The sequence below is a fragment of the Rhodococcus sp. Z6_132 genome, assembly GCF_058133635.1.
In genome coordinates this window covers 1017229-1042539 of record NZ_JBYUNP010000001.1, presented here as the reverse complement: position 1 = coordinate 1042539, position 25311 = coordinate 1017229, and the positions used below count along the sequence as shown (strand labels likewise).

Genomic DNA, 25311 nt, shown 5'->3' with positions numbered 1-25311 from the left:
GAGGAGGACATGGCTCAGGCCGCCTCGAAGCGCTTCATCCGGTCGAGCACCCGCTCGGCCGTCGGGTCGGTCATCTCGTCCACGACCTGTCCGTCGGCCAGGAAGACCACCCGGTCGGCCCAGCTGGCGGCCCGGGGGTCGTGGGTGACGATGACGACCGTCTGCCCCAGGGTGTCCACCGAGGTGCGCAAGATGTTCATCACCTCGCCGGAGGAGCGGGAGTCGAGGTTGCCGGTGGGCTCGTCGGCGAAGATGATCTCCGGCTGGCTGGCCAGAGCCCTGGCGCACGCCACCCGCTGCTGCTGACCACCGGAGAGCTCGGAGGGTCGATGACCCAGCCGGTCGCGCAGACCCAGGGTGTCGATCACCTGGTCGAGCCAGGCCCCGTCGGGCTTGCGCCCGGCGATGTCCATCGGCAGCGTGATGTTCTCCAGCGCAGTCAGCGTAGGCACCAGGTTGAAGCTCTGGAACACGAAGCCGATGCGGTCCCGCCGCAGCTGGGTCATCTGCTTGTCCGACAGGGTGCTCAGCTGGGTCTGGCCGATGACCACCTCACCGGAGGTGGCCGAGTCCAGGCCGGCCAGGCAGTGCATCAAGGTGGACTTGCCGGAGCCGGACGGACCCATGATGGCGGTGAACTCGCCCTGGGTGAACTCGGTGGAGACCGCGCGCAGCGCCTCCACCCGGGTGTCGCCGCTGCCGTAGGTCTTGGACAGCTCGACCGCTCGGGCGACGATCGAGCCACGGACCTGGTGGGGGGTGGAGGTGTCAACTTCAGTCATGGGGACGATCCTTGGTCACAGTGGCCGCCCGGCGCATCCCCCTGCAGGATGATTGGCCGACCCGCCAACAGGGTGACAACCCGGTGTCCGTGCTCAGGGTGCCGCCCCGAGCGCGTCAGGGTCACCCCCTCCGGTCAGCTGCCGGTGACGACCCGCGCGGCCCCGCCGGGGACGGAGACCACCTCGCCACCGTGCAGCTGGCGGCCGCGGCGCAGCTCCACCTCCCCGTCCACCTGCACCAGGCCGTCGGCGATGAGCGCCTTGGCCTCCGCCCCGGAGTCCAGCAGGTTGGCGAGCTTCAGGAACTGCCCGAGACGGATGGTGTCGTCACGGATGGGGACGTCGACGGGTTGTGGCACCCCCTGATCATGCACCGGGGTGGCAGGATCGCCCACCACCGGCAAGGCTGGGACCGTGGCCGACACCAGCACCCGCCCCGACGACGCCAGCTCCGGTGCCGCAGAACCCATCCTGTTCGTGCTCTACGGCGCGACCGGGGACCTGGCCAGGCGCATGGTGCTGCCGGCGTTCTTCCAGCTGGCCGCCGAGGGCCTGCTCCCGCCGGAGTGGCGGCTGGTCGGCAGCGGTCGGGGCGAGCGCAGCCACGACGAGTTCCGCGCGCACGTGCACGACGTGCTCGCCGAGTTCGGCACCCATCCCGACGACGGGCCGTGGGAGGAGTTCAGCGCGCGGCTGCTGTTCGCCGGCGGCGGCTTCAGCGGCGACGACGCCGGTCAGCTGCTCGACGTGCTGGATGCGGCAGCCAAGGACGTGGGCGCCGAGGAGCCCCAGCGGGTGCTGTACCTGGCGGTCCCGCCCACCGCGTTCGCCGGCATCACCGAGGGCATCGGGGCGCACGGGCTGGCCGAGGGCTCCCGGGTGGTCTACGAGAAGCCCTTCGGCACCTCCGAGCAGAGCTTCCGCGAGCTCAACGAGATGGTGCACTCGGTGCTGCAGGAGCGGCAGGTGTACCGGATCGACCACTTCCTGGGCAAGGAGGCCACCCAGAACCTGCACGTGCTGCGGTTCGCCAACGGCTTGTTCGCGGGGGCCTGGAACCACCGGCACATCGCCCAGGTGCAGATCGACGTGCCCGAGGAGCTGGGCATCGCCGAGCGCGCGGAGTTCTACGACTCCACCGGTGCGGTGCTGGACATGCTGGTCACCCACCTGTTCCAGGTGGCGGCGGAGGTGGCGATGGAGCCGCCCACGAGCCTGGCCGCGGAGGACCTGCAGAGCGCCCGCGAGGCGGTCATCGACGCCTTCCGCCCGCTGGACCCGGAGGAGGTGGTGCTCGGCCAGTTCGCCGGCTACACCGACACCGAGGGGGTGGCCGCCGACTCCACCACCGACACCTTCGTGGCGGCCCGGATGTGGGTGGACACCGAGCGCTGGCAGGGCGTGCCGTTCCTGCTGCGCACCGGCAAGCAGATGGCGCTCACCGAGCAGCGGGTCAGCCTGGTGCTGCGCCCGCCCGCGTCGGGTCCGTTCAGCGGCGAGCTGCCCACCGACTGCGAGGTGGTGTCGTTCTCCCTGCGCGGCAGCGGCGAGCTGGACCTGTCCATGGTGGTCAAGGCGCCGGGTCCACAGTTCAGCCTCGGGGTGGGCACCTCCACCCTGTCGCTGGGCGAGGTGGCCGGCGGGGAGCCGCTGTCGGCGTACGCGCGGCTGATCCACGACATCCTGCAGGGCGACCGGTCGCTGTTCACCCGTCCCGACGGCCTGGCGCACGTCTGGGAGGTGGCGGAGCCGCTGCTGGCCAACCGTCCCGCGCTGCAGCCGTACGAGCCGGGCAGCATGGGGCCGGCCGCAGCCAACCGGCTCGCCGACCCCGGCCGCTGGCTGATCACGGGCTGAGCGGGGTCGCACCGCGGCCGGGCTACTGTGAACTAGAGCACCCGGCAGGCAGGGAGGCAGACCCGTGAGTGCACCGTTGCCCAGCCCAGCGCCGGACCCGCGGTGACCCGCCGCAGCCAGCCCTGGCCAGAGGGCACTCCCTGCTGGTTCGAGCTGATGGTGCCCGACCTGGACGCGGCCCGGCAGTTCTACGCAGGCGTCTTCGGCTGGGACTTCCGCGCCCCGGAGCCGCTGGCCCACCCCACCACCGACACCGCTGGGCCCGACACGTCAGCCCCGGCCTACCTGCTGGCCACCCTGGACGGGGTTCCGGTGGCTGGGCTGGGCGAGCTGCCCAGCGCGCCGGAGAACCCGGTGCCGGCCTGGACGACGTACCTGGCCGTGGAGAACGTGGACACCACCGCGGCGCGGGTCACCAGCTCCGGCGGCGTGGTGACCACCGCACCCACCAACGTGCCGGGGGGACGGCGGGCGCTGGCCGTCGACCCTGGCGGAGCGCGGTTCGGGCTGTGGCAGGCGGGCAGCCTCATCGGCGCAGAGCTGGTGGGCGAGCCGGGCACGGTGTGCTGGAACGAGGTGATGACCCGCGACTACGCCGAGGTCACCGGCTTCTACCGGCGGGTCTTCGGCTACACCACCCGCGACCTCAGCGACGACGAGTGGGTGTACTGCTCGATCGAGAGCAACGGACGCACCATCAGCGGGGTGGCGCAGCTCGGCGAGGACGTCCCGCTGGAGATCCCGCCGCACTGGATGACCTACTTCTCCTCCGCAGACACCGATGCCACCGTGGCCGGCGCAGCCGAGCTCGGCGCCCGCGTGCTCAACGACCCGGTGGACACCGCCGCCGGCCGGCTGGCCGTGGTGCAGGGTCCTGCCGGGGACGTGTTCTCCGTGGTGACCCTGGTGGGCGAGCCCGACGTCTGAGCCGTTTCGACTCGGGCGCAACGCCTTCGGCACACGCCCCTGACCTACGGCGGAGCATCGTCCGCGCTCGTGCGGCGAGGCAACAGATTCCTGCCTAGCGTGACGTGGAGCACAGCCCATGGTCGCTCCCCGGGCGACCCACCCGAGGAGGCGCCGATGAGCACAATCCGTTCCGAGCCCACCCCAGCCGTGGCGGCGGAGCCAGGCGTCGCCGACCCCGCCCCGCTGGGCCTGGCCGCCTTCGCCATGACGACGTTCGTGGTCTCGGTGTTCAACGCCGACCTGCTCCCGGCCGACCTCGACGCCGTGGTGCTCCCGCTGGCGCTGTTCTACGGCGGGATCGCCCAGCTGCTGGCTGGGATGTGGGAGTTCCGCAACCGCAACGTCTTCGGCGCGACGGCGTTCACCTCCTACGGGGCGTTCTGGCTGTCCTACGCCGCCTTCGTGCAGTTCTTCCACGACGAGCTGCCCCCGGACACCGCGCACAAGGCCATCGGGGTGTTCCTGCTGGGCTGGGCGATCTTCACCTGCTACATGCTCGTCGCCTCGCTGCGGGTGAGCGCCGCGGTGGCCCTGGTGTTCCTGCTGCTGGCCGCCACGTTCATCCTGCTGTGCACCGGCGAGTACATGGACAGCACGTCGGTGCTGAAGTGGGGCGGCTACGTCGGGCTGGCGACGGCAGCGGCCGCGGCGTACGCCTCCTTCGCCGGGGTCGCCAACGCCACCTGGGGGCGGGTGATCCTGCCGGTGGTGCCGCTGGCCCCGCGGCCGCGCTCGGTGGACGCGCGGTAGCCCGGCTAGAGCACCTCGGCCATCTCCGCCAGCGTCTGCGCGCTGGTGTGCGCCGGCTTCCACTGCAGCTCGTGCTTGGCGCGGCTGGTGTCCATCACCACCGAGGTGCGCAGGATGTGCACCCACTCGGCCATGGCGGGCACCAGCGGCAGCCGGGCCACCACCTCGGCGGTGACCGTGGCCAGCGCCGGCGGCACCGACACCGCGTGCGCCCCCAGCGCGTGCGCCACGTCGGTGAGGGTGATCTCGCCGTCCCCGGCCAGGTTGTAGGCGCCGGGAGCTCCCACGCCCAGCACGGCGGCGACGATGGCCGAGGCCACGTCGTCGTGGTGCACCAGCTGCACGGGCACCCCGGGGTCCGGGATCACCGGCGCCACCCCGGGGGCGGCGTCCAGCAGCCGCAGCACGGCGCCGGGCAGCCGGTCGCTCACCTTCTTCCAGGGCATGCTGCGGGCCAGCGCCGTCGCCCGTGGTCCCGCCACGATGCACGGGCGCAGCACGTACACCTGCAGGTCGGACCCGGCGGTGGTCTCGGCCAGCAGCTGCTCGCAGGCGGCCTTCTGCTCGGAGTAGTAGTGCTCCGCCGATCCGCGCACCGGCACGTCCTCGGTGAGCGGCACCGGGTTGTCGCTGTGGTAGCCGTAGGCGGCGACCGAGGAGGTGTAGACCAGCCGCCGCGGCCGGGCGGCGGTGACGGTGGCCTCGAAGACGTTGCGGGTCCCGGCCAGGTTGATCCGCTGGCTCTCCTCGCGCGAGCCCATGATCAGGTACGCCAGGTGCACCACCACGTCGGCCTCGGCCACCAGGTCCCGCACGGCCACGGGGTCGAGGATGTCGCCCTGGCGGTACTGGGTCTTGGTCCAGCCCCGCTCGGCCGGGTCGAAGGGGCGCCGCGCCATCCCCAGCACCGTGCCCACGGCCGGATCCCGCTCCAGCGCCTCCACGGCGGCGGCGCCGATCTCACCGGTGGGCCCGGTGACGGCCACGGTGATCGGCTCGCTGCTGGTCATGAGGTCGCCTTGCCCACGTCTGTCTCCCTGCTGGTCAACGGATCCGTACCGCGCTCGGGGCTGGCGCCCCCGCTGCTGGACCCTGCCACCTGCCCGTCGCCGGTGCCGGCTGGCAGGGCGCGCAGGGCCCGCTGCAGCCCGGCCGGCTCGTAGTGTGACCCCGGTCTCTTCTCGGCACACGGCAGGGCGCCCGCCCCGGTGCAGGGCGGGGCGGGCGCCTGGTGGTCGGTCTCTCGGGATCAGCCCGCGGGCTTCACGTCCGGGATCCCGCTGGCCGGCGGGGTGGCCGGCTTGCCGGTGTACTCAGTGATCGGGGCGTCCCCGACGTCGGTCTGCAGCAGCGGGGTCACCGGAACACCGTCGGCCTTGGCGTCGAGCTGCACCACCCGCATGCCCCCGATCCCGGCGTGCCGGTCGTTGGAGTAGCGGTAGGGCACCAGGTTGGGCCCCTGGAAGTCCTTGCCCTGCGTCTCGATCGCCTTGACGATGCCCTCCCGGGTGGGGCTGGCGCCGGCAGCCTGCAGCGCCTGCACGAAGGTGAACGCCTCAGACATGCCGTAGATCTTGTAGTTGGTCAGCTCGGTGCCGTCCCCGTGCTCCTTCCAGACCTTCTGCCACAGCTGCACCCAGGGGTCGTCGGCGCTGTCCACACCGGGGATGTACTCGGTGGTGAACACCCCGGCCAGCGGGCTGGGGCCGGTGACCTTGCCCTCGGAGAACCGGTTCAGCAGCGAGCCGACGAGCTTCGGGTCCGACCCCACGTTGGAGTAGAGCCACTTCGGCTTGTAGTTGAGCTTCATCGCGGTCAGCTGGGACACCGCGGTGTAGGAGGGGACGTTGAAGCCGACCACCACGTCCGCCCCGGCCTTCTGCAGGTTGGCCAGCTGCGGGCCGACGTCGGTGTTGCCCGGCACGTACTTGACCTCGGCCACCACCTGGTTGCCGACGAACTGCTTGACCCCCTTGGCGCCGTCGGCGCCGAGGTCGTCGTCCTGCAGGAACAGCCCGACCTTGGCGCCCGGCATGTTCTTCTGGATGTACTGGCCGAGGACCTTGCCCTCGCTCTCGTAGTCGGTCTGCCAGCCGAAGGTCATCGGGTCCTCCTGCGGCTGGTCCCACATCAGCGACCCTGAGGAGACCAGCAGGTCGGGCACCTTCTCCGAGTTCAGGAAGTCCACCACCGCGCTGTGCGTCGGGGTGCCCAGCCCACCGACGATGGCGAAGACCTGGTCCTTGAGCACCAGCTGGTTGACCACCTCGCTGGTCTTGGCCGGGTTGTAGCCGTCGTCGAGGTACTTGAACTCGATCTGGCGGCCGTTCACCCCACCCGCCTTGTTCACGAAGTCGTAGTACGCCTTGGCGCCGACCGGGATCTCGCTGTAGCCGGGGGCGGCAACCCCGGTGAGGGGGTAGTGCCCCCCGATCACCACCTTGTCCGCGGTGACGCCCACGTCGGAGGCGTCGCCGCCCTCACCGCTGCCCCCGCCGCCGCAGGCGGACAGGACCAGCGCGGTCGCGCTGAGCAGGCCGGCCAGGGCCAGGCCTCGTCTCTTTCGGATGGTCATGCCTTCTCCTTCAGCTGGACCGGGCCCGGTGGGGTGGACCTCGGTTGGGTGGGTTTCTGGGTGGACCTGGTCGACCGGAAGCGCCGGTAGGCCGTGGAAAGGGTGCCGAACAGCCCGGTGGGCGCCAGCAGGATCACCAGCACCAGCACGACGCCGTAGATCAGCGGGGCCAGCTGGGCGGCCTGGGTGCTGTCGAGGCCGCGGGCGGTGGCGAAGTCGGTGACCGTGCCGGGCAGGAACACCAGCACCGCCGATCCCAGCACTGCCCCGCTCATGGAGCCGAGACCGCCGATGACGATGGCGGTGAGCAGACCCAGCGACAGCACCAGCGTGAACGCGCTGGGCGCGGCCAGCCGCACCACCAGCGCCATCACCGCCCCCGCGAGCCCGGCGCACGCCGCGCTGACCACGAACGCCTGCACCCGGGTGCGGCCGAGGTTGATCCCGGCCAGCTCGGCGGCGACGTCGTTGTCGCGCACCGCCCGCCAGTGCCGACCCACGTGGCTGCGGGTGAGGTTGAGCAGCAGGAACAGGGTGATGGCGAAGGCCACCCAGCCGAGGTAGGCGACGTACTTGGTGCCGGTGACCGGGTTACCGCTGAGCGTGTCGACGAGGTCCTTGAACCACGCCGGGGCCGGCGGAGTGGGCACGGTGAGCCCAGCCTCTCCGCCGAGGGTGTCGCTGAAGTACAGCGCCAGCCCGGGCAGTGCCACAGCGAGCGCCAGGGTGGCCCCGGCGAGGTAGGGCCCGCGCAGCCGGGCCGCGGCCAGGCCCACCACCAGGCCCACCAGCGAGGTGACCAGGATGGCCGCCAGGGCGATGAGCGGAAAGGCCAGCGGCTCGTCGGCCCGCAGCAGCAGCGCGGCGGTGTAGGCCCCCACGGCCAGCAGCGCGCCGTGCCCCAGCGAGATCTGCCCGTTCAGCCCGGTCAGCAGGGTCAGCCCCACCGTGGCGATGCAGTAGTAGGACATGGTGGCCAGCTGGGAGTTGCGGAAGGAGCTGGTGGACTCCAGCACCGCCACCGCCACCACCAGCACCACCAGGGCCACGAGCAGCTGGCGCACGAGGTTCGACCGCACCAGGTTGGCGGACACAAGGCTCTGTCGCATCATCACTCCTTGTCAGACCCTGCGGGCGACGGCGCTGGAGAACAGCCCGCTCGGTCTCAGCAGGAGCACCACGATCAGCAGGGCCAGCGCGGAGAGGTTGACCAGCTCGGGAGCCAGGTAGCCGCTGACGCCGGAGAGCACGACCCCCAGCAGGAGCCCTCCGACGACAGCGCCCACCGGGCTGTCCAGGCCACCGATCACGGCGGCGACGAAGCCGAGCACGATGATCGGCTCCATGTAGCCCGGCGAGACCAGGCTGCCGGTGGCGATCAGCATCCCGGCCACCGCGCCGACCAGCCCGGCCAGCGCCCAGCCGAAGGTGAGCAGCCGGGACACCCGCACGCCGAGCAGCCGGGACACCTCGTTGTCGAACGCCGCGGCGCGCATGGTCAGGCCCAGGTTGGTGCGCTGGAAGAGCACGACGATGCCCACCAGGACCACCAGCACCACCCCGTAGACCAGCAGGCCGGTGGGGGTGAGCGCCAGGTTGAAGCTGCCCACCTGGAACCCGGTCAGCCCCACCGGGGAGGGGAAGGACTTGAACGAGGAGCCGAAGAGGATGGCCGCCAGCGCCTGGATGGCCACGAACAGGCCGAGGGTGACGATCACCGCGTTCAGCTCGGCCTTGCCCTCCACCGGGCGCATCACCACCCGCTCGATCAGCCCGCCGAGCACGAAGCCGGCCGCCAGGGCCACGGCGAAGGCCAGCCAGTAGGAGTAGCCGGCGCTGACCACCTCGAGGGCGAGGTAGGTGGTGAACATCGCCATGGAGCCCTGCGCGAAGTTCACGATGCGGGTGGACCGGAAGATGAGGACCAGGGCGAGGGCGAAGGCGGCGATGATCATCCCCAGGCTCAGCCCGTTGAGGAAGACGTTCACGAAGTGCTGCAAGGCGGGCTCCAGGTCGTCGGAGGCAGTCAGCGGCCGGGCGGTCGGTGGCCGGTGGTCAGAAGCCCAGGTAGGAGTGGCGCAGGGCGCTGTCGTCGAGCAGGGCGGCAGCGGAGTCGGTGGCCACCACCCGGCCCAGGTTGAGCACCACGCCGGTGTCGGCGATGGACAGCGCGCTGCGGGCGTTCTGCTCGACCAGCAGCACCGTCAGCCCGGTGGAGTCCACGAGCCGGCGGAGCAGGCCGAAGATCTGCGCGACGATGCGTGGCGCCAGGCCGAGCGAGGGCTCGTCCAGCAGCAGCAGCCGCGGCCGCGACAGCAGTGCCCGCGCGATGACCAGCATCTGGCGCTCACCGCCGGAGAGCACGTGCGCCTGGGCGGTGTGGCGCTCCCCGAGGACGGGGAACAGGTTGTAGGCGTCGGCGAGGGTGGTCACCGCCAGGTCGCTGCCGCCGGCCAGGTCGCTGCTGTCGGTGCCGGGAGCCGTCTTGGCGGCACCCAGCATCCCCAGCCGGAGGTTCTCCGCCACCGTGAGCTCGGCGATCACGCCGCGCCCCTCGGGGACGTGCGCCATGCCGCGGCGCACCATCTGCTCCACGGGCGCCGAGGTGATGTCGCTGCCCTCCAGCAGCACCCGGCCGCTGTCCGGGCGGACGAGCCCGCTGATGGTGCGCAGCAGCGAGGTCTTGCCGGCGCCGTTGGCGCCGAGCACCGCGGTGATGCGGCCGGTCTCCAGCTCGAAGCCGACCTTGTCGAGCGCGGTCACCGGGCCGTACCGGGTGACGAGGTCCTGGACCTGCAGCACGTCAGCCCCTTCCGATGGTGAGCTGGTCGGTGGGGTCGACCTCAGCGCCGAGGTAGGCGGCGACGACCGCGGGGTCGTCCCGCACCTGGTCGGGGTGCCCGGCCGCGATGACCTGGCCGAAGTCCAGGACGGTGAGGGTGTCGCAGATGCGCATCACCAGGTCCATGTGGTGCTCCACGAGCATCACGGCCATGTCGCTGGTGAGTGCGGTGATCGTCTCGCCCAGCTCGTGCATCTCCTCCTCCGACAGCCCCGCGGCGGGCTCGTCGAGCAGCAGCAACCGGGGCTCGGCGACGATCGCCCGGGCCAGCGCCACCCGCTTCTGGTCCGGGTAGGGCAGCGTCGAGGGGTAGCGGTGCGCCAGGCCGGTGGCCCCCAACCGCTCCAGCGCCGACCACGCGCGGGCCCGCAGCTCGCGCTCGTCGCGGTCAGACCGCGGCAGGCCCAGTGCGGCGGAGACGAAGCCGGCGCGTCGGCGCGCGGCCAGCCCGGTCGTCACGTTGTCCAGCACGGTGAGGCCGGCGAAGAGGCCGACACCCTGCAGCGTCCGCGCGATGCCGAGGCCGGCCAGCTGGTGGGTGCGGAGCTTGACCAGCTCGCGCCCGTCCCACTCCAGTCGCCCCTGGTCCGGGGCGACGAAGCCGCAGCAGACGTTGAACAGGGTGGTCTTGCCGGCGCCGTTGGGGCCGATCACCCCGTGCACCTGGCCGGGTTCCACCCGGAAGGAGACGTCGTTGAGGGCCACCAGACCGCCGAAGCTGACCGAGACGCCGGAGGCCGCGAAGACTGCCCCCGCAGCCTGGTCGGCCGGCTGCCTGTCCCCGCTCGGAGCGGCTGTGCTGATCTCCGACACTGCGTGCCTCCTGGACCCCCGCTGCAACAAACCGTTATGTTTGTTGCTCTGGCAAGTTGCGTGGATCACACCATGAGACCTTCATCACGTCAAGGACGGACACTGATGCCCAAGAGCCCTGCACCACGCCTGCCCGCCCCCAGCGTGGGTCGCGTCCTCACGCCCCAGGCACAGACCCTGCGGGTGGCCGGCCGCACGCTCCTGGCGGGTGAGCGCCTGGACATGGCCGCGCTGGCGCAGGACGTCGGGGTCAACCGCACGACGCTGTACCGGTGGTTCGGCTCCCGGGACCAGCTGGTCGCCGACGCGCTGTGGTCGCTGGCTGATCGCACTTTCGACCACCTGGAGCGCAACCTTCCGGACGACGGCCAGGCGGTGGCACCGAGCCTGGTGGCCGAGTACGCCCTGGTCGTCATCGAGCACCCCGGCATCCGGGCGTTCCTCGGCCACGACAGCGCCTACGCGTTCACCCTGCTCACCGGGCGGCGCTTCGGCTACCACTCCCGGCTGGTGGCGCGGATCCTCGGCCTGCTCCGCAAGGACCACGCGGCGGGACTGCTCACCGTGGGCGGCGACGTGCCGCTGGAGGACCTCGCCTACACCTCCGCACGCATCATCGAGGTGTACGCCCACGCCTTCGAGCTGACCGGTGAGGCCGCCGACGGCGACCGGGCGCGCAGGGTGCTGCGCGCCCTCCTGCGCTGATCAGCGCGCTGCCGGGCGGTGCGCCGGACCGTTGACGGATTCGGTGTCCGGGCAGCAGCATCTACCTATCCGCCAGCCGAGGAGGCCACCGATGTCCGACGAGGAAGCCAGCCGCGAACCACTGGAGAAGGCCGAGCGCGCCATCGGGGAGGCGCACGAGGAGCGCAGCCGGGTGGGCAACCTCATCGAGGACCGTGAGGCCGAGAAGGCGGAGGTGGAGCAGGCCCGGCGCGAGGAGGCGGCTGCAGCGGAGCCGGCAGCAGAGGAGCCACAGGAGCCCACGGAGCCCGCCGAGCCCGAAGACGAGTCCGAGGAGCCCCAGGAGCCCACGGAGCCCGCCGAGCCCGAAGACGAGTCCGAGGAGCCCCAGGAGCCCACGGAGCCCGCCGAGCCCCAGGCGCCCGCCGAGCATCGCCAGCAGGAGGCGGACGACACCACGGACACCAAGGGCGCCGGCGACGACAAGGGCGCCAGCGACGGCGACGCCAAGGCTGGCGACGACGACGATGCGGCCACGGCCCCGCGCGAGGAGCCGAGCACGTAGCTCTGGGCAACCTGTGGGCCGGAGAACGAGAGAAGCCCCGACCAGTGGTCGGGGCTTCTCTCACTACATCGGTGGGCGAGGGGGGACTTGAACCCCCACGTCCCGGAGGACACTGGCACCTGAAGCCAGCGCGTCTGCCATTCCGCCACTCGCCCGAGCGACGCGGGGAAGATTAGCACGCTGCCGGGGGGCCGTTTGACGGCCTCCCCATCAGCGATGCCGATACGATCGGCTGACAAGGCACGATCTGGACAACTCAGGAGGAGGGCCGCAGTGGGCATCGTCCAACGCTTCGAGCGCAAGCTCGAGGACGCTGTCGGAGACGCCTTTGCCCGGGTGTTCGGGGGCGGGGTGGTTCCGCAGGAGCTGGAGCAGGCTGTGCGCAGGGAAGCCTCCGACGGCGCCCGCCAGCTTCCCGGTGGCCACTGGCTCGCCCCCAACAGCTATGTCGTGGCACTCAGCACCTCCGACCACACCCGCCTCGCCGGGGACCAGCGCAAGGCTGCGGACATGCTCGCCGGGTTCGCCCGTGACGAGATCGACCAGCACGCCTGGCAGACCTACGGCGGCGTCGCGGTGCGCCTGGAGCCCTCCGACTCCCTGCACACCGGGCAGTTCCGCATCACCTCGAGCGTCGACCCCGACGCGGTGCACGCCATGCCCTACCGCCCGCCCGCACCGAGTTCATCCGAGCACGTGCCGCACCCCCAGCGTGGGTCTGGTGACCTCGCCCACCTCTCAGGAGCAGCCCCCATGAGCCAGGACAACGGCTTCGACCGCCACCCCGAGGGGCAGGGGCCAGACTCCGCGCCGCGGGCACCCTGGCAGCCCGTCAGTGCCGCCGAGGACGCGGGACCCGGTGCCGAGCCGGGCGAGCGCTCCGGTGGCTACCCAGCACCCGCCGCACCGGACGCCGCCGCGGCCAGCGGGCCCCACGGCCCCGCGCCCGCAGCACCGCAGGGCGGGTACCCCTACGGCCCGCCCGCCGGCTACCCCCAGGGCGGCTACTCGGCGGGCGGGCACGGCCAGCCTCCGGGCTACCCGCAGCCGGCCGAGTCCTTCGGGTACCAGGGTCCACCGCAGCAGGGCGGCTACCCGGGCGGGTACTCGCAGCAGGCGGAGCGCCAACGGCCGCAGGACCAGCCGGGCAACGGTCAGGCTCCGGATCCGCGCGCAGGTTATGCACAGCCCCCCGCACCGGGCTACGGGCAGCCGCCCGCATACCCGCAGCAGCCGGGCTACGCCGACCCCGGGTACGGCCAGCAGCCCGGCTACCAGGGTGGATACCCGCAGCAGGGTGCTTCCTACCCGTCGCAGGGGCACCCCAGCCAGGACTCCGCACCGGCCTACAGCGGCGCCGGATACGCCCCCGCGGGCTACTCGCAGCCGAGCTATCCACAGCAAGGGCCGAGTTATCCACAGGCGGAGAACAACCCGGCCGCGGAGCAGGCCTATCCGCAGTCGGGCGGCTTCGAGACCCAGGTCGGCTACTACGACGAGCGCTACGGCGGCCCGCAGGCCAGCGCGAGCCAGGGCCTGACTGCGTCGCTGCACCTGGACGACGGCAGCGGCCGCACCCACACGCTCAAGAACGGCAGCAACGTGGTCGGCCGCGGGCAGGACGCCGACTTCCGCGTGGCGGACACCGGGGTCTCCCGGCGACACCTGGAGATCACCTGGGACGGCAGCGTGGCCATGCTCACCGATCTCGGCTCCACCAACGGCACCGCCGTCAACGGCTCACCCGTGCAGAACTGGCAGCTCGCCGACGGCGACGTGATCCGCGCCGGCAGCTCGAACGTCGTGGTGCACATCCAGAATTAGCTAGAGTCCTCAGCCAGAGCTTGGGGCGCCGTCACGGGCACCTCCCCACCCGGTACCCGGTACGGCGGTGCCACACTGCAACAGCCACCGGACAACCACGAGGGAGGTGCTCGCAACCGTGCAGGGACTGATCCTCCAGCTCACCCGCGGCGGCTTCCTGATCCTGCTGTGGCTGTTCGTGTTCGCGGCACTGCGGGTGCTGCGCACCGACCTCTACGCCGCGTCCGGGCTGCGGGTGGCGCTGCCCAGCCAGACCAGCACACGCCCGCGGCAGTCCCGGCGCAACCCGAAGGTCGCCCGCCAGCTGGTGGTCACCCACGGCGCGCTGGCCGGCACCCGCATCACCCTGGGCACCCAGCCGGTGCTGCTGGGCCGGGCCGACGACTCCACGCTGGTGCTCACCGACGACTACGCCTCCACCCGTCACGCCAAGCTCTCCCCGCGCGGGACGGACTGGTACGTCGAGGACCTCGGCTCCACCAACGGCACCTACCTCGACCGGGACAAGGTGACCTCACCGGTACGGGTGCCGCTGGGCACCTCGGTGCGCATCGGCAAGACCGTGATCGAGCTGCGCCCATGACCCTGGTTCTGCGATACGCGGCTCGCAGCGACAGGGGATTGGTCCGGTCGAACAACCAGGACTCCGTCTACGCCGGTCCCCGGCTGCTGGCGGTGGCCGACGGGATGGGCGGTCACGCCGCTGGTGAGGTGGCGTCCAAGATCGTCATCGCCGCGCTGGCCCCGTTGGACGACGAGGACCCCCGCCAGGACCTGCTGCTGCAGCTGGAGAACGCCACCCACGCCGGCAACGACGCCATCACCGACCTGGTGGCCAACGAGCCCGAGCTGGACGGCATGGGCACCACCCTCACCGCGATGCTGTTCTCCGGCAAGCGGCTGGGCATGGTGCACGTCGGCGACTCCCGCGCCTACCTGCTCCGCGACGACGTGCTCACCCAGATCACCCACGACGACAGCTTCGTGCAGTCACTGGTGGACGAGGGCCGGCTCACCGCCGACGAGGCGGCCAACCACCCGCAGCGCTCCCTGCTGCTGCAGGCGCTCACCGGCAGCGACGTCGAGCCCAGCCTCACCATCCGCGAGGCGCGCGCCCACGACCGCTACCTGCTCTGCTCCGACGGCCTCACCGGCCCGGTCAGCGACGAGACGCTCAAGGACACGCTCCAGATTCCCGATCCCGAGGACTGCGCCGACCGGCTGATCGACCTGGCCCTGCGCAGCGGCGGCCCGGACAACATCACCGTGATCGTCGCCGACGTGGTGGACGTCGAGTACGGCGAGGACCGCCCGATCGTGGCCGGGGCGGTCTCCGGGATCGACGAGGTCCAGGACACCCCCAACACCGCCGCCGGCCGTGCGGCCGCGGTCAACCCGGCACGGGTGGGGCCCCAGCAGGTCGGGCCGCCCCCGGAGCCGGCCGGCAAGCCCCGCAAGCGGCTGTGGCGCCGGCTGGTCGCCCTGCTGGTGCTGCTGGTGCTGCTGGTGATCGCCACCCTGGTGGGGCGCGCCCTCATCCAGTCCAACTACTACGTGGGCGTGCGCGACGACAAGGTCGCGGTGTTCCGCGGCGTCAGCGGCAGCATCCTCGGGGTCAACCTGCAGGGTGTCGCCGAGCAGGCCTGCCTGGACACCAGCGGTGAGCTGCGCCTGTCCGATCCCGCCGCCGGCGACGGCTGCACCGCGCTGCGCCTGACCGACCTGCGGCCCTCGGCCCGCTCCCAGGTGAGCGCGGGCCTGCCCGACGGCACCCTGGACCAGGCCCGCCAGCAGATCAACCAGCTGGTGCGCACCGAGCTGCTGCCGCTGTGCGGCGAGGAGGCCGCAGCATCGCCGGTGCCCGCGGCCCCGTCCGGGCAGCCGTCCCCCACTCCGCAATCCACTGCGCCGGCCCCCACCACCCCGAGCCCGAGCCCGCTGGACCCCGGGGCGACCGCAGGCAACGAGCCGCGGGGCACCGACCTGCCCGTGCCCAGCCCCGTCGCGGGCCAGGACTGCCGGGGCGCGGGCTGATGCCCAGCAACGGCCCGGCCAGCCCGCCCGCCGGTCTCTCCGTCAGCCCCGAGGCGCGCCCGCGCCGCGGGGCCGAGCTGCTGATGCTCGCCTTCGCCGCGGTCATCACCACCTCCGCCCTGGTCCTGGTCGAGGCCAACCAGGACCAGACGCTCTCCAGCGACCTGCTCGTGGTCGGCGGCGCCTACCTGGGGATCTTCGCCCTGGCGCACCTGGCCGTGCGGCGCTGGGCGACCTACGCCGACCCGCTGATCCTGCCGTGCGTGGCGCTGCTCAACGGCCTGGGCCTGGTGATGATCCACCGCATCGACCTGGCGGGAGCCGCCACGGCGTCGCAGGCCGGGCGAGTGGTTCCCGGCGCAGACGCTCCCGGTCAGCTGCTGTGGACCACGCTGGGCCTGGCCCTGTTCCTGGCCCTGCTGTGGTTCGTCCGCGACCACCGCAGCCTGGCCCGCTACGGCTACACCTTCGGCCTGCTCGGCCTGGTGCTGCTGATCACCCCGGCGGTGCTGCCGGCCCGCTTCAGCGAGGTCAACGGCGGCAAGAGCTGGATCCTGCTGTTCGGCTTCTCCATCCAGCCCGGCGAGTTCGCCAAGATCCTGCTGCTGATCTTCACGGCGGCGTTCCTGGTGGCCAAGCGCGACCTGTTCGACACCGCCGGCAAGCACGTGCTGGGGATGGACCTGCCCCGAGCCCGCGACCTGGCACCGATGCTGCTGGCGTGGGGCGTGTCCATCGCGGTGGTGGTGTTCAACAAGGACCTTGGGTTCGCGCTGCTCATCTTCGGCACGCTGCTGGTGATGCTGTACATGGCCACCGAGCGGGTGAGCTGGCTGCTCATCGGTGGCGGGCTGTTCCTGGCCGGCTGCTTCGTGGCCTACCACCTGTTCTCCCACGTCCAGGTGCGGGTGCAGACCTGGCTGGACCCCTACGAGACCTACGACACCGGCGGCTACCAGATCTCCCAGTCGCTGTTCGGCCTGGGCACCGGCGGGGTGGGGGGCACCGGGCTGGGCGCTGGGCGCCCGGAGACCGTGCCGTTCGCCAAGACCGACTTCATCGTCGCCGCCATCGGCGAGGAGCTGGGCCTCATCGGTGTCGGCGCGGTGCTCATGGTCTTCACGGTGCTGGTCATCCGAGGCATGCGCACGGCGATCGCCGTCCGCGACACCTTCGGCAAGCTGCTGGCCGGCGGGCTGGCGTTCACCCTCGCCTGGCAGGTCTTCGTCGTCGTCGGTGGCGTCACCAAGCTCATCCCGCTCACCGGCCTGACCACGCCGTTCGTGTCCTACGGGGGATCGTCCCTGCTCGCCAACTACATCCTGGTGGCCATCCTGCTCCGCATCTCTGACGCTGCCCGCCGCCCGGCGCAGCCCCGTCGCCCGCGCACGACTCCGTCCACTCCCATCGCGGACGCCCCGACGCAGATGGTGAAGCGCCCGTGAACAAACCACTTCGTCGGGTGGCGTTCGCCGTGATGGTGCTGATCGTGGCGCTGCTGTGCAACATCACCTACATCCAGGTGTTCCAGGCCGACAGCCTGCGCGCCGACCCGCGCAACCAGCGGGTGCTGCTGGACGAGTACTCCCGCCAGCGCGGGCAGATCTCCACCGGTGGCCAGGTGCTCGCGTCGTCGGAGGCCACCTCCGACCGGTTCAAGTTCCTGCGCCAGTACCCGACCAACCCGCGGGTGTACGCCCCCATCACCGGCTACTACTCCATCCAGTACGCCACCACCGGCATCGAGCGGGCCGAGGACTCGGTGCTCAACGGCTCCGACGACCGCCTGTTCGGCCGCCGACTGTTCGACCTGATCTCCGGGCGCGACCCGCGCGGGGGCAACGTCAACCTGACCATCGACCCCCGGGTGCAGCAGACCGCCTACGACCAGCTCACCTCCCGCGGCTACACCGGCTCGGTGGTGGCCATCCGGCCCAAGACCGGGGAGATCCTGGCCATGGTCAGCACCCCCAGCTACGACCCGAACGCGCTGGCCAGCCACGACGCGAACGTCCGGCAGCAGGCGTGGGCGGCGCTGCAGGACGACCCCGCCTCGCCGCTGACCAACCGGGCCACCTCGGAGACCTACCCGCCCGGCTCCACCTTCAAGGTGGTGACCACGGCGGCCGCCCTCGGCGAGGGGAAGATCACCCCGAACAGCCAGGTGACCGCCGCCCCGCGGGTCACCCTGCCGGGCACCACCACCACGCTGGAGAACTACAACGGCACCACCTGCGGCACGGGCGCCACGGTCACCTTCGCCGAGGCCTTCGCCCGGTCCTGCAACACCGCCTTCGCCGAGCTCGGCGTGGCGGAGGGTGACGCGGCCCTGCGGGCGCAGGCCCGGGCGCTGGGCATCGGCACCCCCGCCCAGGACATCCCGCTGCCGGTGGCCACCTCCGAGCTGGGGCCGATCGACGACGACGCCGCCCTCGCGCAGAGCGCCATCGGCCAGCGCGACGTGCGGGTGACCCCGCTGGAGAACGCCGTCATCGCCGCCACCGTGGCCAACGGCGGTGTGCGCATGCAGCCCTACCTGGTGCAGAGCCTGCAGGGGCCGGACCTGTCCCCCCTCGGTGACGCCACCTCCCCCAAGGCGCTGGACCGGGCCATGTCCCCCCAGACCGCAGCCACCCTCACCCAGCTGATGGTCGGCGCCGAGGCCCGCGCGGGCAGCGGCGGCGAGATCAACGGGGTGCAGATCGCGTCCAAGACGGGAACCGCCGAGCACGGCGCCGATCCCAAGAACACCCCACCGCACACCTGGTACATCGCGTTCGCCCCCGCCAAGGACCCGCAGGTCGCTGTGGCGGTGCTGGTGGAGAACGGCGGCAACCGTGGGCTGGCCGCCCTCGGGTCGTCGGTGGCCGCCCCAGTCGGCCGAGCCGTGATCGCCGCAGCCTTGCAAGGAGTTCCCCGATGAGCCTGAGTGCAGGCGCCGTCCTCGCCGACCGCTACCGACTGTCCGGCCTGATCGCCGTCGGCGGGATGGGCGAGGTGTGGGAGGCCATCGACACCCGGCTCAACCGCCGCGTCGCCGTGAAGGTGCTCAAGCCGGAGTTCTCCGCCGACTCCGAGTTCGTCGACCGCTTCCGGGTGGAGGCGCGCACCGCCGCGGCGCTGAACCACCCGGGCATCGCCGGGGTGTACGACTACGGCGAGACAGCCACCCTCGACGACGGCCAGCGCCACACCGCCTACCTGGTGATGGAGCTGGTCGACGGGGAGCCGCTCTCGGCCGTGCTGGCCCGCGAGGGTGCCCTGGACCTCGAGCAGGCGCTGGACATGCTGGAGCAGACGGCCCGCGCCCTGGCTGCGGCGCACAACCGTGGCATCGTGCACCGCGACGTCAAGCCCGGCAACATCCTCATCACGCCCACCGGCCAGGTGAAGATCACCGACTTCGGCATCGCCAAGGCCACCGACGCCGCCCCGGTCACCCGCACCGGCATGGTGGTGGGCACCGCGCAGTACATCGCCCCCGAGCAGGCGCTCGGGAAGGAGGCCACCCCGGCCAGCGACATCTACGCCCTGGGCGTGGTGGGCCACGAGGCGGTCTCCGGCAGCCGCCCGTTCACCGGCGACAACCCGCTGTCGGTGGCGATGATGCACGTCCGCGACCAGCCGCCCGCACTGCCGCCGCACGTGCCGGCCACCATCCGGGTGCTGCTGGAGTCGGCGATGGCCAAGGACCCCCAGCAGCGCTACGCCACCGGGGGGCAGTTCGCCGACGCCATCGCCGCGGTGCGGGCCGGGCGCTCCCCTGCGCGACCGGCCGGGGCCGCGACCCCACCGCTGCCGGCTCCGCCCCCGCGCACGCAGCGGATGGCTGCCTCTCCCGTGCCACCGGCGGCTCCGACCGGGGCGACGCAGGCCACCGACTACTCCCCGGTCGCCCAGCAGCAGCGCGCCAGCGCCAACAAGGGGCTGCTGGCCATCCTCGCCGTGCTGGTGGTCGCCCTGCTCGGCGTGGGGGGCTGGGCGCTGCTCAGCTCTGCCGGCGGTGACGACGACGGCCCGCCCAGCGTGCCGGTGCCCACCACCACCCAGGCGCCCGCACCGAGCGCGACCACCCAGGTCCCCACCACCACGCGGGCGCCCAGCACCACCCGCGCGACCACCACGACCGAGGCTCCCAGCACCACCGAGGAGCCCACCACGACCACCCCGCCGCCGGCGCCCACCACCACCACGGCTGCGCCGCCGACCACGACGCAGCGCACCACCACGGCGACTGTGCCCCCCACCACCACCAGCGCGCCCGCCCCGACCGTGCCCAGCGCCACCGGCGGGCGGGGCACCACCGGCGGTACCGCGCCCACCAGCAACGGGTCCACCGGAAGCGCCGGCGCCACCGGCACACCCACCCCCACGGCCACTTCCGGTGGCGCACCAGGAGCAACGACGGGATGAGCACCCCACGCAGGCTCTCCGACCGCTACGAGCTGGGGGAGACGCTCGGCTTCGGCGGCATGTCCGAGGTGCACCGCGGGGTGGACCTGCGGCTGCACCGCGACGTCGCGGTGAAGGTGCTGCGTGCCGACCTGGCCCGCGAGCCCTCCTTCTACCTGCGCTTCCGCCGTGAGGCCCAGAACGCCGCAGCGCTGAACCACCCGGCCATCGTGGCGGTGTACGACACCGGTGAGGCGCACACCGACGAGGGCCCGCTGCCCTACATCGTGATGGAGTACGTCGACGGGGAGACCCTGCGCGACCTGCTGCGCGCGGAGGGACCGCTGTCTCCCCGTCGGGCCATGGAGATCATGGCTGACGTCTGTGCGGCGCTGGACTTCTCCCACCGCCACGGGATCATCCACCGCGACGTCAAGCCCGCCAACGTGATGATCGACCGGGCCGGCGCGGTGAAGGTGATGGACTTCGGCATCGCCCGCGCCATCGCCGACGGCGCCTCCACGATGACCCAGACCGCCGCCGTGATCGGCACCGCGCAGTACCTCTCGCCCGAGCAGGCCCGCGGCGACCACGTGGACGCCCGCTCCGACGTCTACGCCGCAGGCTGCGTGCTCTACGAGCTGATCACCGGCGAACCGCCCTTCACCGGTGACTCCCCGGTGGCCGTGGCCGTGCAGCACGTCCGCGAGGACCCGCGCCCGCCGTCCACCGTGCACGCCAACGTGCCGGCCACCCTGGACTCCATCGTCCTCAAGGCGATGAGCAAGAACCCGGCCAACCGCTACCAGAGCGCCGGGGAGATGCGTGGCGACCTGGTGCGGGTGCTCGGCGGCAACCGGCCGACGGCCCCCTCGGTGATGACCGACGCCGAGCGCGACACCATCCTCGGGCCCACCGGTGCGCTGAGCGCGGCCTCGCGCCGGGCCCGGGCCGAGGAGGACCTGCGGCTGGACGACAACGGCGCGCACCACGACCAGCGTCGGCGCAAGGGGCTGCTGGTCGCCCTCGCCGTGGCGCTGGTGGCCGTGCTCGCGCTGGTCGGGGTGTTCGCCTTCGCCTACCAGAGCGGGCCGGTGAAGACCACCGTGCCGGACGTGCGCAACCAGCCGCTGGCCGTGGCCGAGACCATGCTCAGCAGCGCCGGGTTCAGCGCCAAGCGCGAGTTCATCACCTCCGCCACGGTGGAGAAGAACTCGGTGGTGGACAGCGCGCCCCCGGTGGGCAGCTCGCAGGAGAAGGGGTCGGTGATCATCCTGCGGGTGTCCTCCGGTCCGCCGCAGGCCACGGTGCCGCAGGTCAACGGGTTGTCGCTGCCGGAGGCCACCGCGGCGCTCACCAACGCCGGCTTCACCGTCGCACCCAACCCGGGCCGGGCTGTCTCCAGCGCCCAGCTGCTGGACAAGGTGGTGGACAGCAACCCCCGGTCGGGCACGCAGACCAACGCCAACGGCACCGTCGCCCTGGTGCTGGGCAGCGGACCGCAGCTGGTGCCCGTCCCGCAGGTGGTGGGCCTGGACGTGGGGTCGGCGCAGGGCAACCTCAAGCAGCTGCAGTTCGCCAGCCGGGTGGAGAACGTCGACTCCTCCGCCCCCCAGGGCAAGGTCGTCGCCCAGCAGCCCGCGGCCGGTGGCTCGGTGGCCCAGGGATCGACGGTGACGCTGAGCGTCTCCCGGGGCAACCGGGTGGCCATGCCGGACCTGGTGGGCATCACCACCGCCGCTGCGCAGGCCTCCCTGGAGGCGGCGGGCTGGAAGGGCGGTTCTGCGGGGCTGTCCTCCACCGCGGTGGCGGTGACCGACCAGTCTCAGCAGGGCCTGGTGCAGGGGCAGAGCATCACTGCCGGCACCGACATCGACACGACCACGCCGATCGCCATCACGGTGGGCCGCTTCCAGGCCCCCACCACCACGCCCCCAGCGCCGACCGCGCCGCCCGAGGTGGCACCCATCAGGTGCCCGGTGCCGGGCATCGCCCTGCCGCTCGGCTGTGTGCCCTGAGCGGTTACCTGAGGCCTAGACCGCCGCGGGGCTGAGCTCGGAGAGGTCCCCGAGGCTGTCGCGCATGTCCTGCTCGAGCTGGGCCACCAGTGACTCCTCCACCGGGAACCCGCACCGGCGCAGCCAGTTGGCCAGCAGCCGGTGCCCACCCTGGGTGAGCACCGACTCGGGGTGGAACTGCACGCCCTCGATGGGCAGCTCGCGGTGGCGCAGCGCCATGATGATGCCGTTGGCGGTGCGCGCGGTCACCTCCAGCTCGGCCGGCACGGTGTCCGGGCGCACGGTCAGCGAGTGGTACCGGGTGGCGACGAACGGCGTCGGCAACCCCGCCAAGATCCCCGCACCCTGGTGCTCCACGATGCTGGTCTTGCCGTGCAGCAGCTCCGGGGCCCGCTCCACGGTGGCACCGAAGCTGGCGCCGATGGCCTGGTGGCCCAGGCACACCCCGAACAGCGGGGTGCGGGAGGCGGCGCAGCTGTGCACCAGCTCCATGCTCCGGCCCGCCCGCTCCGGTGTGCCCGGCCCCGGGCTCAGCAGCACGCCGTCGAAGTCCGCGATGTCGTCGAGCACCGGGTCGTCGTTGCGCACCACCGTGGCGTGCACGCCGAGCTGCCCCAGGTACTGCACCAGGTTGAACACAAAGCTGTCGTAGTTGTCGACAACCAAAATTCGCATGCACTGAGGGTACTCAGCGACTGCCCGCGGCGGTTCCTACCGGGGGACGACGACGGCCGAGGTCAGCGCGACGGAGCCCTCGTAGGCGGGCAGGGACAGCGTGTCGCGGGCCTGCACCTTGTACCCCAGGCCGAAGCGGGCGACGTACTGCTTGTAGATCACCACGCCCCGCTCGGCGGCCAGGGCGTCCTGCAGGCGGTCGGCGTCGCCGATGGCGGAGACGGTGTAGGGCGGGCTGTAGGTGCGCCCGTGCAGCAGCAGGGTGTTGCCGACGCAGCGGGGCGCCGAGGTGCTCACCACCCGCTGGTCCTGGACCATCACCGCCTCGGCCCCGCCGGCCCACAGCGCGTTGAGCACGCTCTGCAGGTCCTGCTGGTGCACCACCAGGTCGTCGGGCTGGGCGTCGGCGGCGTAGGAGCCGGTGGCGGTGCGGGACGCGTCGGTGAGGGTGACGGTGAGACCGGGCCCGGTGACGGCGCTGAGCCCGGCGCCGGGCTGCAGCGCGGCGACGTCGGCGAGCGCGGCGGCCACCGCGTCGTCGGAGGCGGCGGCGCGCTGCTGCAGCTGCTCCGCCTGCAGCCGCAGCCGGGTACGGGTGACCTCTGCGGCGGCCACGTCCTGCTGGGCGCCGCGGACCAGGTCGGACAGCCGGGTGGCACCGGTGCCACGCAGCTCACCGCCCTGGGCGGCCTCCCGCGTGGTGGACAGCAGCAGGCCGGCGAGCAGGCACACCAGCGGCACGGCCACCCGCCAGAGCCGGGGGCGTTGCCGAGCGTCCACAACCACCCCATGACTTGGTAGATCGCCGCTCGCCGCGGCCCCGTTGGCCGCCCGCTACGTTAGCGTGGAAAGCCGAGACGCCAGACCCGCCACCAAGCCGAGGACACCATGCCAAAGTCGAAGGTCCGCAAGAAGTCAGCCCCCATCGGCGCCAGCTCCACCCGGCGCACGCCGGTGAAGGTCAACGCCGGACCGTCCAACCCGATCTACGTCACGGTGATGCTGGGCCTGATGCTGCTCGGCCTGATCTGGCTGGTGGTCAACTACCTGGCCGTGGACAAGATCAGCTGGATGAGCGAGCTGGGGTCGTGGAACTTCGCGATCGGCTTCGGCCTCATGGTCGTTGGCCTGTTGATGACCATGCGCTGGCGCTGACCTCCGCGCACAGGGGCGGCTGCGCCCCGCTGAGCGCCCAGTCGCCCGCGGTACCGATCCCGGCCTGCTGACCAGGGTCGATACCGCGGAGCGCCCAAGCAATCACAACGGTGTTATTTCATCCCCAGTGTGCACAACTCCTGTGGACAACTTCTGTCCCCGGTTGTGCACAGCTCGTCAGAGCCGCTCGATGATGGTCGCGTTGGCCATGCCGCCGCCCTCGCACATCGTCTGCAGGCCGTAGCGGCCGCCGGTGCGCTGCAGGTAGCTCACCATCGTGGTCATCAGGCGGGCACCAGAACCGCCGAGCGGGTGGCCCAGCGCGATCGCGCCGCCGCAGGGGTTGAGCCGGTCGGCCTTGGCGCCCGTCTCGGCCAGCCACGCCATGGGCACGGACGCGAAGGCCTCGTTCACCTCGAAGGTGTCGATGTCGTCGATGCTCAGGCCCGACTTCTTCAGCACCGCGGCGGTGGCGGGGATGGGACCGGACAGCATCATCACCGGGTCGGAGCCGACCACGGCGGTGGCGTGCACGCGGGCTAGCGGGGTCAGCCCCAGCTCGGCGGCCTTCTCGCTGGTGGTCACCAGCAGTGCCGCGGCGCCGTCGGAGATCTGCGAGGCGTTGCCCGCGGTGATGACGCCGTCCGGCAGGAACGGGGTCTTCAGCTTGGCCAGGGTCTCCACCGACGACCCCCGGCGGATGCCCTCGTCCTGCGAGACGACGGTGCCGTCCACGGTGATCGGGGCGATCTCCTCCAGGAACGCGCCGTCGTCCTGCGCGGCGGCGGCCAGCTCGTGCGAGCGCACGGCGAACTCGTCCACCGCGGTGCGGGACAGGCCCCACTGCCGGGCCATCAGCTCGGCGCCGACGCCCTGGTTGAACATGCCGTTGAAGCCCTCACCCTGCAGCTGGCTCTCGTACCGGGTGCGGGCCGAGCCGAAGGGGAACCCGGCCCCGGTGCCGACGTTGCTGCCCATCGGGACCCGGGACATCACCTCGACGCCACCGGCGATCACCACGTCCTGCTGCCCGGAGACCACCGACGCGGCCGCGGTGTGCAAGGTCTGCTGGGACGAGCCGCACTGGCGGTCCAGGGTGAAGCCGGGGATGGACTCCGGCCAGCCGGCCGCGAGCACGGCGTTGCGCCCGATGTTGCCGGCCTGCTCCCCGGCCTGCGACACGCAGCCCCAGTGCACGTCGTCGATCACGGACGGATCGATGCCGGTCCGCTCGACCAGGGCCTTCAGTGCGTGGGCCGAGAGGTCCACCGCGTGCACCCCGCTGAGCCCCCCGCCACGCTTGCCCACCGGAGTACGCACTGCCGCACAGATGACTGCGTCACGCATCGTTGTTTCCAGCCCTTCAATCGGATGGT

Annotated in this window: 24 protein-coding genes and 1 tRNA gene; 13 read left to right on the top strand and 12 right to left on the bottom strand. The window is 72.1% G+C overall.

Annotated features, from left to right (window positions below; translation table 11 throughout):
* Window positions 1-14 precede the first annotated feature (14 nt).
* Both AC3YO9_RS04855 and AC3YO9_RS04850 read right to left on the bottom strand, forming a co-directional pair.
* A complete protein-coding gene (locus tag AC3YO9_RS04855) occupies window positions 15-782 on the bottom strand; it encodes an ABC transporter ATP-binding protein (protein ID WP_127781610.1) in 768 nt (255 codons plus the stop codon).
* A gap of 134 nt (window positions 783-916) precedes the next feature.
* Window positions 917-1141: an RNA-binding S4 domain-containing protein gene (locus AC3YO9_RS04850; protein ID WP_489982309.1), complete on the bottom strand. Its 225-nt coding sequence runs from the start codon at window positions 1139-1141 to the stop codon at window positions 917-919.
* Between the two features lie 55 nt (window positions 1142-1196).
* Here AC3YO9_RS04850 and AC3YO9_RS04845 point away from each other — a divergent pair, with 55 nt between their 5' ends.
* The 3 genes from AC3YO9_RS04845 to AC3YO9_RS04835 all read left to right on the top strand — a co-directional run bounded on the left by AC3YO9_RS04845 (window position 1197) and on the right by AC3YO9_RS04835 (window position 4358).
* A complete protein-coding gene (locus tag AC3YO9_RS04845) occupies window positions 1197-2639 on the top strand; it encodes a glucose-6-phosphate dehydrogenase (RefSeq protein WP_489982577.1) in 1443 nt (480 codons plus the stop codon).
* 102 nt (window positions 2640-2741) lie between these two features.
* On the top strand, window positions 2742-3566 hold the full coding sequence (locus AC3YO9_RS04840) for a VOC family protein (RefSeq protein ID WP_489982308.1): 825 nt from the start codon (window positions 2742-2744) through the stop codon (window positions 3564-3566).
* 156 nt (window positions 3567-3722) lie between these two features.
* Window positions 3723-4358: an acetate uptake transporter gene (locus AC3YO9_RS04835; RefSeq protein ID WP_127781608.1), complete on the top strand. Its 636-nt coding sequence runs from the start codon at window positions 3723-3725 to the stop codon at window positions 4356-4358.
* Window positions 4359-4363: 5 nt separating this feature from the next.
* Here the strand turns inward: AC3YO9_RS04835 and AC3YO9_RS04830 are convergent, their stop codons facing one another.
* From AC3YO9_RS04830 to AC3YO9_RS04805, 6 genes are all read right to left on the bottom strand, one after another.
* Window positions 4364-5368: an NAD-dependent epimerase/dehydratase family protein gene (locus AC3YO9_RS04830; protein WP_489982307.1), complete on the bottom strand. Its 1005-nt coding sequence runs from the start codon at window positions 5366-5368 to the stop codon at window positions 4364-4366.
* A 239-nt stretch (window positions 5369-5607) separates the two neighbouring features.
* Window positions 5608-6933: an ABC transporter substrate-binding protein gene (locus AC3YO9_RS04825; RefSeq protein ID WP_489982306.1), complete on the bottom strand. Its 1326-nt coding sequence runs from the start codon at window positions 6931-6933 to the stop codon at window positions 5608-5610.
* Window positions 6930-8042, bottom strand: a complete 1113-nt coding sequence (locus AC3YO9_RS04820; protein WP_489982305.1) for a branched-chain amino acid ABC transporter permease — start codon at window positions 8040-8042, stop codon at window positions 6930-6932. The genes AC3YO9_RS04825 and AC3YO9_RS04820 overlap by 4 nt, the downstream gene beginning before the upstream one ends.
* Before the next feature lie 12 nt (window positions 8043-8054).
* Window positions 8055-8933, bottom strand: coding sequence for a branched-chain amino acid ABC transporter permease (locus AC3YO9_RS04815; protein ID WP_127781602.1), 879 nt, complete (start codon window positions 8931-8933; stop codon window positions 8055-8057).
* Window positions 8934-8988: 55 nt separating this feature from the next.
* A complete protein-coding gene (locus AC3YO9_RS04810; RefSeq protein WP_127781600.1) occupies window positions 8989-9735 on the bottom strand; it encodes an ABC transporter ATP-binding protein in 747 nt (248 codons plus the stop codon).
* A gap of 1 nt (window position 9736) precedes the next feature.
* A complete protein-coding gene (locus tag AC3YO9_RS04805) occupies window positions 9737-10588 on the bottom strand; it encodes an ABC transporter ATP-binding protein (protein WP_489982304.1) in 852 nt (283 codons plus the stop codon).
* Between the two features lie 105 nt (window positions 10589-10693).
* Between AC3YO9_RS04805 and AC3YO9_RS04800 the strand changes: the two genes are divergently transcribed.
* Together AC3YO9_RS04800 and AC3YO9_RS04795 are read left to right on the top strand one after the other, a co-directional pair.
* On the top strand, window positions 10694-11293 hold the full coding sequence (locus AC3YO9_RS04800) for a QsdR family transcriptional regulator (protein WP_489982303.1): 600 nt from the start codon (window positions 10694-10696) through the stop codon (window positions 11291-11293).
* Window positions 11294-11384: 91 nt separating this feature from the next.
* Window positions 11385-11837: a hypothetical protein gene (locus AC3YO9_RS04795; protein ID WP_489982302.1), complete on the top strand. Its 453-nt coding sequence runs from the start codon at window positions 11385-11387 to the stop codon at window positions 11835-11837.
* Between the two features lie 72 nt (window positions 11838-11909).
* Here the strand turns inward: AC3YO9_RS04795 and AC3YO9_RS04790 are convergent.
* A tRNA-Leu gene (locus AC3YO9_RS04790) sits at window positions 11910-11992 on the bottom strand.
* A gap of 118 nt (window positions 11993-12110) precedes the next feature.
* Here AC3YO9_RS04790 and AC3YO9_RS04785 point away from each other — a divergent pair.
* The 7 genes from AC3YO9_RS04785 (at window position 12111) to pknB (ending at window position 22105) form a co-directional block, all read left to right on the top strand.
* Window positions 12111-13661: an FHA domain-containing protein gene (locus AC3YO9_RS04785; protein WP_489982301.1), complete on the top strand. Its 1551-nt coding sequence runs from the start codon at window positions 12111-12113 to the stop codon at window positions 13659-13661.
* Between the two features lie 118 nt (window positions 13662-13779).
* Window positions 13780-14244, top strand: coding sequence for an FHA domain-containing protein FhaB/FipA (locus tag AC3YO9_RS04780; RefSeq protein WP_127781592.1), 465 nt, complete (start codon window positions 13780-13782; stop codon window positions 14242-14244).
* Window positions 14241-15695 (top strand): PP2C family protein-serine/threonine phosphatase, encoded by a 1455-nt coding sequence (locus AC3YO9_RS04775; protein WP_489982300.1) that lies wholly within the window; start codon window positions 14241-14243, stop codon window positions 15693-15695. Before AC3YO9_RS04780 ends, AC3YO9_RS04775 begins: the two co-directional genes overlap by 4 nt.
* On the top strand, window positions 15695-17140 hold the full coding sequence (locus AC3YO9_RS04770; RefSeq protein ID WP_127781589.1) for an FtsW/RodA/SpoVE family cell cycle protein: 1446 nt from the start codon (window positions 15695-15697) through the stop codon (window positions 17138-17140). The genes AC3YO9_RS04775 and AC3YO9_RS04770 overlap by 1 nt, the downstream gene beginning before the upstream one ends.
* Window positions 17137-18618, top strand: coding sequence for a peptidoglycan D,D-transpeptidase FtsI family protein (locus AC3YO9_RS04765; protein WP_127781587.1), 1482 nt, complete (start codon window positions 17137-17139; stop codon window positions 18616-18618). Before AC3YO9_RS04770 ends, AC3YO9_RS04765 begins: the two co-directional genes overlap by 4 nt.
* The gene (locus AC3YO9_RS04760) at window positions 18615-20108 is read left to right on the top strand and encodes a protein kinase domain-containing protein (protein ID WP_489982299.1); all 1494 of its coding nucleotides are present in this window, start codon (window positions 18615-18617) and stop codon (window positions 20106-20108) included. The genes AC3YO9_RS04765 and AC3YO9_RS04760 overlap by 4 nt, the downstream gene beginning before the upstream one ends.
* Entirely contained in the window at window positions 20105-22105 is a 2001-nt protein-coding gene (gene pknB, locus AC3YO9_RS04755; RefSeq protein ID WP_489982298.1) for a Stk1 family PASTA domain-containing Ser/Thr kinase, read from the top strand. Before AC3YO9_RS04760 ends, pknB begins: the two co-directional genes overlap by 4 nt.
* A gap of 15 nt (window positions 22106-22120) precedes the next feature.
* Here the strand turns inward: pknB and AC3YO9_RS04750 are convergent, their stop codons facing one another.
* The gene (locus AC3YO9_RS04750; protein WP_489982297.1) at window positions 22121-22780 is read right to left on the bottom strand and encodes an aminodeoxychorismate/anthranilate synthase component II; all 660 of its coding nucleotides are present in this window, start codon (window positions 22778-22780) and stop codon (window positions 22121-22123) included.
* 36 nt (window positions 22781-22816) lie between these two features.
* Entirely contained in the window at window positions 22817-23566 is a 750-nt protein-coding gene (locus AC3YO9_RS04745; RefSeq protein ID WP_489982296.1) for a DUF881 domain-containing protein, read from the bottom strand.
* Between the two features lie 102 nt (window positions 23567-23668).
* On the opposite strand from AC3YO9_RS04745, the gene crgA reads away from it, so the two are divergent.
* A complete protein-coding gene (gene crgA, locus AC3YO9_RS04740; protein WP_127781579.1) occupies window positions 23669-23935 on the top strand; it encodes a cell division protein CrgA in 267 nt (88 codons plus the stop codon).
* Between the two features lie 177 nt (window positions 23936-24112).
* Here crgA and AC3YO9_RS04735 read toward each other — a convergent pair whose 3' ends face one another.
* Window positions 24113-25282, bottom strand: coding sequence for a thiolase family protein (locus tag AC3YO9_RS04735; RefSeq protein ID WP_127781577.1), 1170 nt, complete (start codon window positions 25280-25282; stop codon window positions 24113-24115).
* Between the last annotated feature and the right edge of the window lie 29 nt (window positions 25283-25311).

Excerpts from the sequence above, each read along its gene's own strand:
- crgA (WP_127781579.1), top strand. The coding sequence starts at position 23,669 with ATGCCAAAGTCGAAGGTCCGCAAGAAGTCAGCCCCCATCGGCGCCAGC.
- AC3YO9_RS04835 (WP_127781608.1), top strand. The coding sequence starts at position 3,723 with ATGAGCACAATCCGTTCCGAGCCCACCCCAGCCGTGGCGGCGGAGCCA.
- AC3YO9_RS04795 (WP_489982302.1), top strand. The coding sequence starts at position 11,385 with ATGTCCGACGAGGAAGCCAGCCGCGAACCACTGGAGAAGGCCGAGCGC.
- AC3YO9_RS04825 (WP_489982306.1), bottom strand. The coding sequence starts at position 6,933 with ATGACCATCCGAAAGAGACGAGGCCTGGCCCTGGCCGGCCTGCTCAGC.
- AC3YO9_RS04800 (WP_489982303.1), top strand. The coding sequence starts at position 10,694 with ATGCCCAAGAGCCCTGCACCACGCCTGCCCGCCCCCAGCGTGGGTCGC.
- AC3YO9_RS04820 (WP_489982305.1), bottom strand. The coding sequence starts at position 8,042 with ATGCGACAGAGCCTTGTGTCCGCCAACCTGGTGCGGTCGAACCTCGTG.
- AC3YO9_RS04760 (WP_489982299.1), top strand. The coding sequence starts at position 18,615 with ATGAGCCTGAGTGCAGGCGCCGTCCTCGCCGACCGCTACCGACTGTCC.
- AC3YO9_RS04855 (WP_127781610.1), bottom strand. The coding sequence starts at position 782 with ATGACTGAAGTTGACACCTCCACCCCCCACCAGGTCCGTGGCTCGATC.
- AC3YO9_RS04770 (WP_127781589.1), top strand. The coding sequence starts at position 15,695 with ATGCCCAGCAACGGCCCGGCCAGCCCGCCCGCCGGTCTCTCCGTCAGC.
- AC3YO9_RS04775 (WP_489982300.1), top strand. The coding sequence starts at position 14,241 with ATGACCCTGGTTCTGCGATACGCGGCTCGCAGCGACAGGGGATTGGTC.
- AC3YO9_RS04830 (WP_489982307.1), bottom strand. The coding sequence starts at position 5,368 with ATGACCAGCAGCGAGCCGATCACCGTGGCCGTCACCGGGCCCACCGGT.
- pknB (WP_489982298.1), top strand. The coding sequence starts at position 20,105 with ATGAGCACCCCACGCAGGCTCTCCGACCGCTACGAGCTGGGGGAGACG.
- AC3YO9_RS04750 (WP_489982297.1), bottom strand. The coding sequence starts at position 22,780 with ATGCGAATTTTGGTTGTCGACAACTACGACAGCTTTGTGTTCAACCTG.
- AC3YO9_RS04735 (WP_127781577.1), bottom strand. The coding sequence starts at position 25,282 with ATGCGTGACGCAGTCATCTGTGCGGCAGTGCGTACTCCGGTGGGCAAG.